Origin of the sequence: Pseudomonas frederiksbergensis (assembly GCF_001952935.1) — a bacterium.
Classification (GTDB): Bacteria; Pseudomonadota; Gammaproteobacteria; order Pseudomonadales; family Pseudomonadaceae; genus Aquipseudomonas; species Aquipseudomonas frederiksbergensis.
The window spans coordinates 4271055-4282793 of sequence record NZ_CP018319.1 but is presented as its reverse complement, the minus strand read 5'-3'; the positions used below and the strand labels follow the sequence as shown (position 1 = coordinate 4282793).

Below are 11739 nucleotides of genomic sequence, written 5' to 3'. Positions count from 1 at the left end.
CGCGTTAGAACGCGCATTTATCAATCTCGCCAATGAGCTGCTGTGCACTGCCTTTCCAGGTAAGCCAAGGCATTTCCCCGGATTGCGGATGCAGCTTGTATTCATACAGCTTCAGCCATTCGGTCAGGCTCTCAGCAATGTCCTGCGCAGTGGCGCCGTTGAAGTACCAGGCGAACTCGCCCGCCACTTCTCGGAATACGGGCAGATCCCTCGCGATAATCGGCAGCTTGTACTGTGCCGCTTCGATCAATGGCAGGCCGAAGCCTTCGCCATATGAGGCAGCTATCAGGCAGTCGCAGTGGTTATAGAGATGCTCCAGGTATTCATCGCTTACCCCTTCGAGCCAGAGCAGCCGTCTCCCCAGTTCTGGATGACTTAAAAGCCTGGCTGCAAGCTCATCCACCAGCCAGCCGTGCTTGCCTACGATGATCAGGTTTGCCTGAACGCCAGCCGCCCAAAGTCGCTCGAAAGCATCAAGGGTCTGCGCATGCCCTTTGCGGGGTTCCAATGTGCCGACCATCAGAAAGTTCGGGAACGCCTCCAGCGACTCTATCCGCAACGCCGGGTTTTCCGGCAAACCCGTGGATGGCATTGACTGATCAATATCGGCGCCAAGGTGAAATGCCCCGATACGGAATGGGCGCTTGCGTGGCGGCACATTTTTGTCCAGCCACTCGCGTAACTCGTCAGCAACTGCATGGGAGATACACATCGCGCCGTCATACTGGGCTACGGCATGAATCCATTTCACGTAGTGCGCTTGCAGGCTTTCAATAAAACAATGAGGCAGTTGCAGGATTAGAAGATCATAGACCACGAAGAAAATGCTGACCCCGTGGGCGCGCATTGTATCGAGGTAGGTTTGCTTGTGTGGCAGCACGTCCATGAGCAGATCCAGACACAAGTAAACGTCTCCAGCGCGGTAGGTGATGGCCTCGTCCTGGTCCGCTTCGCTAGCTTCCTTACCCAGGAACATTGTGGTGAACTGCGCCGCATAGCGGTAAAAGGGCTCGCCCACTATGGTGTACACCGGCTTGACTTCATAGCCTTCGGGCGGATGGTTCAACCACTCCACTAAAATGCTGCGCACTACCCGCTGAATCCCACTTTTGCCGTCGTGCTTGCACAACTCTGAGATGTCGACAAACAGGGTCGGCTTGCCGGCCGGGCCTTGCAGCGAATAGTCGATAGCCTTCGCCAGCCGCTGGATGTCTACAGCGCCTGTGTGCAGGTGTCCGGTGCCAGCCAATGCGTTGATCAGCGTTTGTGTACCGTCTCCTGATGAGTGAGGGGTATCCGTGCGCTTCGCTGGTCGCTCGAATTTGGCCAAGGCTTGCTCGAACGCCGCCACAGAGGCCTTGCCGGTACGGTCCCAAGAGAACTGTTTTGCGCGCTGCAGACCATGTGTTGCCAGTGCAGCGCGGAAATTATCGTCCGTCAGTGCCTGGCGAAGTTTTCCGGACATCGCGTGGATATCAAACGGGTCGAAGGTCGCGTCTTCCCAGCCGATCACCTCGGGCACGCTGGACGTATTGGCACCAATCACCGGTGCCCCGCACTTCATGGCCTCGAGCGGTGGCAAGCCAAATCCTTCATGCCACGACGGGAATACATAAACCCGGCAGGTGTTGTATAGCGCCACCAGTTCCGCGTCGGTGATGAAACCAGTGAATACCAGGTCTGTCTGACTCAGGCCCTTGCTCAAGGCGAGCTCGCGATACTTGTCGATGTGCCATTGCGGCATCTTGCCGGCAAAGACCAACTGCAGCTCACCCAGCTGCGGCTTGATGGCGGCAAACGCCGTGATCAGTTGTGGCAGGTTCTTGCGGTCGTCTGCCCCGCCGGAATACAGCACGAAGGTCTCGCGCAGGCCGAATTTGTTCGTCAGGGCATCACGCTCATCCGGGCTCAAGGACACCGGGCGGAAGACATCATCCGCCGCGGTCGAGACGTTGACCAGCCTGGTATCGTCCAGCGGCAACAACGACAGGGCTTCTTGCCTGGCGAATTCGGATATGGATAGCAGCAGACCATAGTTCTTGAAAGCCTCGACCTTTTCCAGGTAGTGCTTCTTGTAGCCGGGATTGCTGTCCAGGTACTGCTTGGGGCTGATCAGCGGAATCAAGTCATAGAGTGTGGCGCTGACCAGTGCGTGAGTGTCCAGCAGTGGACTGCCGATGACCGCATCGTCCATGTAGCCCTCGACCGCGCTGGTGACATGGACCACATCGGGTTTGAGCTCATCGATGCAGGCCTGGCGAATGCGTTCGGCTACTTGCTTTCTGCACAGGTTGGCCGGATTGCGGTCGGCAACGGGCCCCTCTGCGTACCAGACACGAATATGGCTCTGTGGCAGCAGATCGATGAACGCGCTGCGAATGCTGTCGATGCTGTCGCTGAGCATGCCGTTAAGCACCAGGTAGACTTCATGCTCAGCGCAGTTGCGAACAATGCCCTGGGCCAGCGACAGGCTGTAGCGGCCAATCCCCCGAAAGCGGCTTTCGGTTTGCGCGCCCTGCATGTCAATTACTATACGCATTATTTCTGGCCCTTCATCATGGCTTCCCTGAGCGCACTCTCGATAGTGCGGCCTCGTTGGGTCAGTGGTGCGTGATCAATCACGCCGTGCTGAGGATCGCTGGCAGTCGCCGCCGCATCAGGGTTAAGAGTGCTCTGTTGCAGACTACGCAGCTTGGCCAGCAGCCATGGGCAGCGGTTCAAGATCGCCATGAGCGGACGCTGGATCAGAGGCCTGCGAGCCAGCCAGAGCCGTGCATGCGGAACTCCACGGCGAAACACCTGGCTCAGCGGTGATCTGGTGGAACGAAACGGCCAGTAGATGGCTCGGACGATGAGGCGAAGTGGCGCGGTGATGCGCCACGATGTGCTGCTGCGCATTGCTTCCAGTTGCTGCTCGTACGCAGTGGCGCGCTGATGCCAGTTGTGTGCATTGCCAAGCGATATATTGAGCTCGGCTTGCAATACATCCATTCTGTTGTTGTAGCGCTGCATAACCAATAGTTGTTCGGCTTGCAGACTCTGAATGCTCTCCAATGCTTTTAGGTAATCCGCACGGCCTTTCGCCATTTCATCCTCTATTTCTGAAAGTCGGCTTTCTAAAACACGGTCGTAGCGAACGGCCAACTGATCAAGCGATACACCATAAGCTGCGTTAAACACAGGGTCGAACCCGGCGAGCAGTTCGGGCGGTGCTTGCTTTTGAGCCACGACGGAATAGTCAGGGCTGGTACCTGACAACACTTCCCACAAACCAACCTTGCTGCTTTCGTCCCGCAGCGCAGGTACTTCCTGAAGACGCACGATCTTGAATTTGGCAAAGCCGCTGTACTCAGTTAGAAACGACAGCAGCAGGTTCGGCAACGGGCGCTCGTGGGTCGGGTCCAAGTAGAAACTGTTGGTACCAACCACGACGCTTTCAGCGTTGGGGGTTTCAAGGATCAACAACCCGGCAGGGCGCAGCACTCTCAATGCTTCAGCGACCAGCTGTTGCAGGACAGGGAATGGAACATGCTCAGCGATATGGAAGCCGGTTACGGCTACAAGACTGTTATCCGGCAGCTTCTGCAGAGCGCTGAGCGCGTCATCCTTGTGCGCTGGCAGTTCCAGCATGCGACACGCTTCAAGCATACCGTCGTCGAGATCCACCCCTGAAGGCGCATAGCCTTCGCGGCCAAGCAGCTCGAGCCACTCGCCTCGTCCACACCCCAGGTCTAGCATGGGGTAGTCCTGATACAGTTCTTTCAATGGCGCAAGAAATGGTAGATATGCTTCAAGCCGTTGGGTGATCAGTTCCCTGGAACCGCGATACCGGTCTTCGAAAGCTCTGTAAAAACCATCTGCCATCAGTTGCACTCCACGGTCGGAGGTATCCAGGCCAGACCGACAAACTCGCTTTGAGAAATATTGACTACGTTGAACACCAGGGTTAAATCCACCCATTCATAATTACGTGATAAATGACTGTCGGCTGCATGTAGTGCGACGGCCACGGAATACGATCCCACACCCAGATTCGCAGCAAAGCTGAATGAATAATTCAATACCTGACCCGCTTCCAGGCCATCAGTTTTGCAGCCCAAGTGATGCGTATTGGTGCCAAACACTGGTTGCCCCAGTCTGTCCTTGATCAGATAACCAACAACCAATTCTGGAATGGCGCTGTTGACCTTCGTACTGATGCGCAAGGAGACGTTTTCCCCGACCGATACATACTCAATCGGGTCGCCGACTGCGTTGTGCAAAGTAACGGACTCGATACTCGCCTCTCCGCTACCAGATCGGGTCTGGATGGAGCCGTCCTGCAGCTCGCGGACTTGTACCGTTGCGTTCTCTTTCTCGGCAATCAAGGCGTTGTAGAAGTCCATGACTTCTTCAGGTTTTCCGTCCTTTATGACTGTGCCTTTTTCCAGCAGGATTGCGCGATTGCACAGCGCTTGGATCGCGCCACGGTCATGGGAGACGATCAGCAGTGTGGTGCCTTGCTGCTGGAACTCACGAATACGGTCGAAGCTTTTGTGCTGAAAGTAGCTGTCACCCACTGAGAGCGCTTCGTCCACGATGAGAATCTCAGGACGAATTGCCGTGGCCACGGCAAAAGCAACACGCATCTGCATGCCACTGGAATAGGTACGCACAGGCTCGTCGAAATACTCGCCGATTTCAGCAAAAGCCTCAATATCATCGATGACTTCACTGATTTTTTCAGCGCTGAATCCCATCAAGCCGGCGGCGTGGAAGACGTTCTGACGGCCAGTCAAATCCGGGGTAAAACCCATGCCCAATTCAAGAATGGCAGCGATTCGACCATTAACCTGAACACTCCCTTCCGTGGGCTGAAGGGTCCCGGTGATCATCTTCAGCAGCGTGGATTTTCCAGCACCGTTCTGGCCGACAATCCCGATGGCTTCCCCTGGATTTATAGAGAAACTGATGTGCTTGAGTACCCAGTGCTCTTCGCTAGGCTTGGTTGGCAAACCGAACCAACGACCGATGCGCTGGAATTCAGAGGCATAGACTCGGTAAGCCTTGCCCAGGTTATTTGCAATCAGCAGGCTCATAGCACGTCCACCATTTCCGGCGCCGCGCGGCGGAACATAAACAGGCCCAGCAACAGCAAGCCCATGGCAATAACCGTAGTCACGGCAATTTGCTGGATATCCGGAGATTTGGCATATACCAGAATGTCATGGTAGGCCGTGACGATCGGATATACGGGGTTCATGTCCATGTAGCTTCTGAAACGCTCGGGAATGATATTGGCGGGGTACACCACAGGGGTAAACCAGAACCAGACCTGCAGCAGAATGGGTACAACCTGGCCAACATCCCGAACAAAAACGTTGAGGACGCCAAGAATCAAGCCTATGCCGACAGCCAGAGCGGTGACGGCAACCGTCAACGGAATGAGCCATAGCATCTGCAAATGCGGCCATTGACCCAGCAACGCAAAGACCACCAACAGCGCGAAAAACAGCAGCACATAATTGAGCAGGCACGATCCCACGACAATTACCGGCAAGGTGATGCGCGGAAAGCGCATTTTTTTCATCAGGTTGCCTTGGTCGATGAACAGGGTCAGGCAACGGCCGATAATTTCCGAGAAAAGGCTCCAGGCCAATATACCGGCCATCAAATAGAGCGCGTACGCGTACTTGTTGTCGATCCCGGGCAGCTTTGCTGCCAGCACGTTGGAGAGCACCAGAGCATAAATGGCGACTTGGGCCAGAGGATTGATGATCATCCACAGACCGCCTAAACGGCTACGAGCAAAACGGGCAGAAAATTCATTATGGATGGATGAAAAAACGAATCCCCGGTAATCCCAAAGGCTTTTGAACAGCTCCAACATTCCTGACTCCTGGTAAAAGTGAAGCCAAGTTGCTTCACTCTTGACGATTCTGAATCGTGCGATTTACAGCTGAGTCTCAAAGTCTCCGGCAAACGATATGTTTGCGCTCCCAGAGACGAGAATCCAGACCAAACCCTCGGTGGATTTCTTTGAGGTGCACTATATAGTTTCTGCTTAGGCAGGCGGACATTTCACCAGGGATAGAAGTCTTTTTCAGGGCTTCCATCGCTCCACATCCCTTCGTCCTACTGAACGTACTTATCCCCGGATCAAACCGGCAATTTCCGCCACATAGCGCACAACAGTTTCTTCATTCGCGCGGCTCTCCACATTCAACCGTAGCAATGGTTCCGTATTGGATCCTCGCAGGCTGAAGCGCCAATCGCCAAACTCCAAGCTGATCCCGTCTGTTTCATCGATAAGCGGGTTGCTCGGCAGGAAGTGTTCGAGCACCTTTTTTAAAGTCTCATTCACATCCGTCACACGATAGTTAATCTCGCCACTACAAGGAAACGCTTCAATTCGCTTCGCGACCAGCTGAGCAAGCGTTTCTCCTGTTTCAGAAATCAACGCCGCCACCAACAACCACGGAATCATCCCACTGTCGCAATACGCAAAATCGCGGAAGTAGTGGTGAGCGCTCATCTCCCCGCCATACACTGCATCTTCCTCGCGCATACGCTCCTTGATGAACGCATGTCCGGTTTTGCTTTGAACAGCGATGCCACCCGCCCGCTCGACCTGTTCGATAGTGTTCCAGGTCAGACGCGGGTCGTGGATGATTTTGCTGCCGGGGTGTTGCTTGAGCAGCACTTCCGCCAGCAGGCCGACGAGGTAATAGCCTTCGATGAACCGACCATCGGCATCGAAGAAGAAGCATCGATCGAAGTCACCGTCCCAGGCCAGGCCCATGTCGCACTGGTTGGCCAGCAGCGCCTGACGAGTCAGTTCGCGGTTCTCGGGCAGCAGTGGATTGGGTACGCCGTTCGGAAAGTGGCCATCAGGCACTTCGTTGATGAATACCCATTGCAGCGGCAGCCGCGCAGCCAGCGCCTGCAGCACGGGACCGGCAGCGCCGTTGCCCGGGTCTGCGAGAACCTTGAGGGGTTTCAAGGCGCTAACATCGACATAGGTGAGCAAATGGTCGATGTAGGCAGTCTTGTCGAACGCTTGGCGAACCGCGCCCTTTTCTGCTGCGACGGTGCCCAGGTCACCCTGATCGACACGCTGGCGGATGGCGTCGAGGCCAGTGTCGCCGCTGATAGGGCGAGACTCGGCCTTGACGAGTTTCATGCCGTTGTAGCCTTTGGGGTTGTGACTGGCAGTGATCATTACGCCGCCATCAACCTTGTAGTGACTGGTGGCGAAGTAGACTTCCTCGGTGCCACACAGCCCGATGTCGATCACATCGGCGCCCGCCTCGGCAATGCCGCGCATCAGCGCTGCCGCCAGAGGTGGGCTTTCCAGCCTCATGTCCTGGCCGACCACGAAGGTTTTCCCCTGCAACTCGGCCACGAGCGCGCGACCTATGCGGTAGGCGATGTCTTCGTTGAGTTGAGCGGGAACCTGACCACGAATGTCATAGGCTTTGAAGCATTGCGTCACGATAGGAGGAAACATTCTACTCACTAACTGAAATGTCCGATGCCGCCCTGAGGCGGCAACGGCAAGAATGGACCGCCAGGGCCTGATGCCACTGGCGCGCTGACCCCGCAAGACGCGGGGCTCGGCTTCGGGTTCAGTGTTGTTACTTGTCGACGCGACCGTAGTTGTCTTCGAAACGCACGATGTCATCTTCGCCCAGATAGTCACCGCTCTGCACTTCAATCATCACCAGATCGATTACACCCGGGTTCATCAAACGGTGCTGATGACCAGCACGAATAAAGGTGGACTCATTAGTGTTCAACATCAGCTCTTGCTGGTCGTTGACCACCACTGCCATCCCGCTGACAACGATCCAGTGCTCGCTTCTGTGATGGTGCATCTGCAAGGACAACGAAGCCTTGGGCTTCACCACAATGCGCTTGATCTTGAAGCGCTCGCCATTTTCCAGCGTCGTGTAGGTGCCCCAAGGGCGATGCACCGTACGGTGAAGCAAATGAACTGTATGACTGCAGGCCTTGAGCTGATTGACGATATGTTTTACGTCTTGAGCGTGGTCCTTGTGGGCAATCATCACCGCATCCGGGGTGTCGATTACCAGCAAGTCTTCGACACCGACCAGTGCGGTAAGCCGACCTTCGCTGTTAACGTAGTTATTGCGCGAGTTGTGAGACAGCACTTCGCCTTCGAAGCGGTTACCGTTCTCGTCAGGCTCGGTCAGCTCACTGACAGCGTTCCAGGAGCCGATGTCACTCCAGCCGATGTCGCAGGGAACGGTCGCAACTTTAGAGGAACGCTCCATCAAAGCGTAGTCGATGGAGATATCCGGAACCTCTGCGAACGCATCAGCATCAAGCGCCAGGCAACGGTACTTGGCGGATGAAGTAAGGCGCGATGCTTCAATTGTCCTGCTGACCGCTTCCACTACGTCCGGAGCATGTTGACGAAGCTCTTCGAGGACAGTGCCCACCCGGAAGCAGAACATCCCGGAGTTCCAGTAGTAGTTGCCTGCACTGACATAATTTTGAGCGGTTTCAAGATTAGGCTTCTCGACAAAGCGCGCCACTTTCAGGCCGCCCTTCAGCGGTGCATCTTTTTGCGCTTCGATGTAGCCAAACCCTGTTTCAGGGTACGTCGGCTGGATCCCGAAGGTAACCAGCCAACCTTCGGCGGCCAGTGTCATGGCGCTGGCTACGGCCGCAGCAAAGGCTTTTTCATCTTGTATCAAATGGTCAGCAGCCAGCACCAGCATCTGGGCATCAGGACCATGGGTCGTTTCCAGCTGAAGCGCAGCAGCGGCGACGGCAGCAGCGGTGTTACGACCAAAAGGTTCCAGGATGAAACCTTGAGCATGCTTGGCTGTATTGACTGCGCCGTACTCGTCTTCGGTCTTGAACAGGAGTTCGCGATTGGTCACCGTCAGAACTTCCACAACACCTTCCAGGCGCGAGGCGCGGAGGAAGGTTTTCTGGATCAGATTCTGGCCATCTGGCAGCTCCATGAACGGCTTTGGATGGGCTTCTCGAGAAACAGGCCACAACCGGCTGCCCACTCCGCCAGACAAAATTACGGGAATCAGTTCCATGCTCTAAATCCTTAATCCCCCTTCTGGCAGGTACGTCCAGAAAGCGGGGCTCAGTTATGTTTCCGGTCATTCCTGCATCGTAATCGATGCAAATTCTTTGCTCGAAGCGATTGCAAGGGTGACGGCTCGACTTCGATCCAAACCCATCGGCGTTTATGCCTGATACCTCCCGAATTGACGCCCTTTACCACTTATCGGATCTTACTGCCTGCTAACGCTTTTTATGGGCGGAAATCTCGACAATGGAGTCCTTTCTTTGAAAGGTAAAGCGGGTCAATTGAGATTGAGCTGCAATGCTGAACGGGATCAGATAATTCTGCCCGCCATTCTACAGGTAGTACCGGGGAATTAATAACTCATGCGGAAGGCCGGATTCAAAAAATCATTTGAAATCAAATGTGCGCTTCTAGCGCGAGCCATCAATATTTGGATTTGATGTCATTTTGATGGCTCGCAGAACGTAGGTTGCCCGAGAAGCGCTGACCATAGAAGATATTGTCGCCCAAGATCAGACAGCAAGGGTCACTGCCGATGATGTCGTAGATCGGAAGCATCTTTTTGGACACACGAGGGCCAACGAATGCAGACGCGTACCCGAACCACCAGCGAGGATGATTCCTTTACGATTTGCCGTGGTCATTTATTCAGAATCTCACTAAGCATTCGGGTTACGCCACTTTGCCAATCCGGCAAGTGCAGAGAAAAATTGTCACGCAGCTTCTGAGTATTCAAACGCGAATTCAGAGGGCGGCGCGCCGGGGTTGGATAAGCCGTCGTTTCAATCGGTTTGATCGCCGTTACGGCGAGCTGCTCGCCGTTGTCTTGGGCGAAACCGATCACATGGCTAGCATAGCCGTGCCACGACACTTCGCCACTGGCCGCCAAGTGATACAAGCCCGACAACTCGGGACGGTGCATAACTTGTTGAATGGCCAACGCAGTCACGTCGGCAATCAGGTCTGCCCCCGTCGGAGCTCCGATCTGGTCGGCGATGACGCTCAAGGTTTCACGATCCTTGGCCAGACGCAGCATGGTCTTGGCGAAGTTGTTGCCCCGAGCGCCATAGACCCAACTGGTGCGGAAGATCAGATGCTTGCAGCCTGAGGCGGTAATCGCCTGTTCGCCGGCCAGTTTAGTGGCGCCGTAGTGATTCACCGGGGCGACTGCATCCGACTCTTGCCACGGTGCAGAACCTTGGCCGCTGAAGACGTAGTCAGTCGAGTAGTGGATCAGCCAGGCACCCAGAATCGCGGCCTCTTCGGCCATGACCTGGCTTGCCTGACCGTTTACACGGCTGGCTAACTCAGTCTCGGACTCGGCTTTATCGACAGCTGTATAGGCCGCTGCATTGACGATGACGTCGGGTTTAAGCTGGCGGATCGTTGCACGCAAGGTGTCGAGATCAGACAGATCACCACACAATCCACCGACCGAATGGCGATCCAGGGCGATTAACTCACCCAGTGGTGCGAGGGAGCGCTGCAGTTCCCAGCCTACCTGGCCGTTTTTTCCCAGCAGGAGGATTTTCATGCCTTGTTCGAACGGTTTGCGTAGTTCTGGTCGATCCACTGCTGATAGCTACCGCTCTTCACGTGAGCGACCCAGTCAGTGTTCTTGAGGTACCACTCGACTGTTTTGCGGATACCGGTTTCAAAGGTTTCTTCCGGTGTCCAACCCAGTTCACGCTGGATCTTGCTGGCGTCGATCGCGTAGCGCAGATCATGACCGGGGCGATCCTGAACGTAGGTGATCAGGCTGGCATGTGGACGGTGAGCGGAATCGGGGCGCAGCTCATCGAGCAGTGCGCATAGGGTATGCACCACTTCGATGTTTTGCTTTTCGTTATGGCCACCGATGTTGTACGTCTCGCCGATAACGCCTTCGGTCACGACTTTGTATAGAGCGCGGGCGTGGTCTTCGACGTAGAGCCAATCGCGGACCTGATTGCCTTTTCCGTAGACCGGCAGTGGCTTGCCTTCCAGTGCATTGAGAATGATCAGCGGGATCAACTTCTCAGGGAAGTGGCACGGGCCGTAGTTGTTCGAGCAGTTGGTGACCAGGGTCGGCAAGCCATAAGTACGGCTCCAGGCGCGAACCAGGTGATCGGAACTGGCCTTGCTGGCGGAGTATGGCGAGCTTGGCTGATACGGTGTGGTTTCGGTGAAGAGATCTTCCGGACCTTCGAGGTCTCCGTAAACTTCGTCAGTCGAAATATGGTGAAAGCGGAAGTTGGCTTTACGCGCATCATCCAGCGCAGACCAATAGTGGCGTGCAGCTTCCAGCAGGGTGTAAGTGCCGATAATGTTGGTCTGGATGAACTCAGACGGGCCAGAGATCGAGCGATCGACGTGAGACTCAGCGGCCAGGTGCATGATCGCATCCGGTTGATGCTCACGCAGGACGCGATCGACCTGATCGCGATCGCAGATGTCGACACGCTCGAATACGTAACGTGAGTTCTGGCTTACTTCGGCCAATGACTCAAGGTTACCGGCGTAAGTAAGCTTATCGAGGTTAACGACAGAGTCAGTAGTGCTGGAGATGATGTGTCGAATGACTGCCGAACCGATAAATCCCGCGCCGCCGGTTACTAGAATTTTCACGCCAAACCATACCTATGGAGTTACTGACAGAGAGTCAGTGTGAACCGAATCGGCAATACGCCACCATTTCAACCAGG

The 11739-nt window shown here is 55.3% G+C and carries 8 protein-coding genes and 1 pseudogene; all 9 read right to left on the bottom strand.

Going from position 1 to position 11739, the window contains the following annotated elements; genetic code table 11:
- Positions 1-4 precede the first annotated feature (4 nt).
- The gene (locus tag PFAS1_RS20010) at positions 5-2539 is read right to left on the bottom strand and encodes a glycosyltransferase family 4 protein (RefSeq protein WP_076030260.1); all 2535 of its coding nucleotides are present in this window, start codon (positions 2537-2539) and stop codon (positions 5-7) included.
- A complete protein-coding gene (locus PFAS1_RS20005) occupies positions 2539-3864 on the bottom strand; it encodes a methyltransferase domain-containing protein (protein ID WP_076030259.1) in 1326 nt (441 codons plus the stop codon). The genes PFAS1_RS20010 and PFAS1_RS20005 overlap by 1 nt, the downstream gene beginning before the upstream one ends.
- Positions 3864-5078 carry an ABC transporter ATP-binding protein gene (locus PFAS1_RS20000; protein ID WP_076030258.1) on the bottom strand — a complete coding sequence of 405 codons (1215 nt, stop codon included), beginning with the start codon at positions 5076-5078 and terminating at the stop codon, positions 3864-3866. The genes PFAS1_RS20005 and PFAS1_RS20000 overlap by 1 nt, the downstream gene beginning before the upstream one ends.
- Positions 5075-5869, bottom strand: a complete 795-nt coding sequence (locus tag PFAS1_RS19995; protein ID WP_076030257.1) for an ABC transporter permease — start codon at positions 5867-5869, stop codon at positions 5075-5077. Before PFAS1_RS19995 ends, PFAS1_RS20000 begins: the two co-directional genes overlap by 4 nt.
- A gap of 258 nt (positions 5870-6127) precedes the next feature.
- On the bottom strand, positions 6128-7489 hold the full coding sequence (locus PFAS1_RS19990) for a phosphohexomutase domain-containing protein (protein WP_076030256.1): 1362 nt from the start codon (positions 7487-7489) through the stop codon (positions 6128-6130).
- A gap of 127 nt (positions 7490-7616) precedes the next feature.
- Complete coding sequence (locus PFAS1_RS19985) at positions 7617-9059, bottom strand: mannose-1-phosphate guanylyltransferase/mannose-6-phosphate isomerase (RefSeq protein ID WP_076030255.1); 1443 nt, start codon at positions 9057-9059, stop codon at positions 7617-7619.
- Positions 9060-9502: 443 nt separating this feature from the next.
- A pseudogene (locus tag PFAS1_RS29310) lies at positions 9503-9699 on the bottom strand (sugar phosphate nucleotidyltransferase); the annotation flags it as partial.
- Positions 9696-10589, bottom strand: coding sequence for a dTDP-4-dehydrorhamnose reductase (rfbD, locus tag PFAS1_RS19980; protein ID WP_076030254.1), 894 nt, complete (start codon positions 10587-10589; stop codon positions 9696-9698). The pseudogene PFAS1_RS29310 and the gene rfbD, both read right to left, overlap by 4 nt.
- On the bottom strand, positions 10586-11662 hold the full coding sequence (gene rfbB, locus PFAS1_RS19975; RefSeq protein WP_076030253.1) for a dTDP-glucose 4,6-dehydratase: 1077 nt from the start codon (positions 11660-11662) through the stop codon (positions 10586-10588). Before rfbB ends, rfbD begins: the two co-directional genes overlap by 4 nt.
- Between the last annotated feature and the right edge of the window lie 77 nt (positions 11663-11739).

What these genes read in the sequence shown, in the direction of transcription:
- PFAS1_RS19995 (WP_076030257.1), bottom strand. Translation starts at nt 5,869, where the DNA reads ATGTTGGAGCTGTTCAAAAGCCTTTGGGATTACCGGGGATTCGTTTTT.
- PFAS1_RS19990 (WP_076030256.1), bottom strand. Translation starts at nt 7,489, where the DNA reads ATGTTTCCTCCTATCGTGACGCAATGCTTCAAAGCCTATGACATTCGT.
- PFAS1_RS19985 (WP_076030255.1), bottom strand. Translation starts at nt 9,059, where the DNA reads ATGGAACTGATTCCCGTAATTTTGTCTGGCGGAGTGGGCAGCCGGTTG.
- rfbD (WP_076030254.1), bottom strand. Translation starts at nt 10,589, where the DNA reads ATGAAAATCCTCCTGCTGGGAAAAAACGGCCAGGTAGGCTGGGAACTG.
- PFAS1_RS20000 (WP_076030258.1), bottom strand. Translation starts at nt 5,078, where the DNA reads ATGAGCCTGCTGATTGCAAATAACCTGGGCAAGGCTTACCGAGTCTAT.
- PFAS1_RS20010 (WP_076030260.1), bottom strand. Translation starts at nt 2,539, where the DNA reads ATGCGTATAGTAATTGACATGCAGGGCGCGCAAACCGAAAGCCGCTTT.
- PFAS1_RS20005 (WP_076030259.1), bottom strand. Translation starts at nt 3,864, where the DNA reads ATGGCAGATGGTTTTTACAGAGCTTTCGAAGACCGGTATCGCGGTTCC.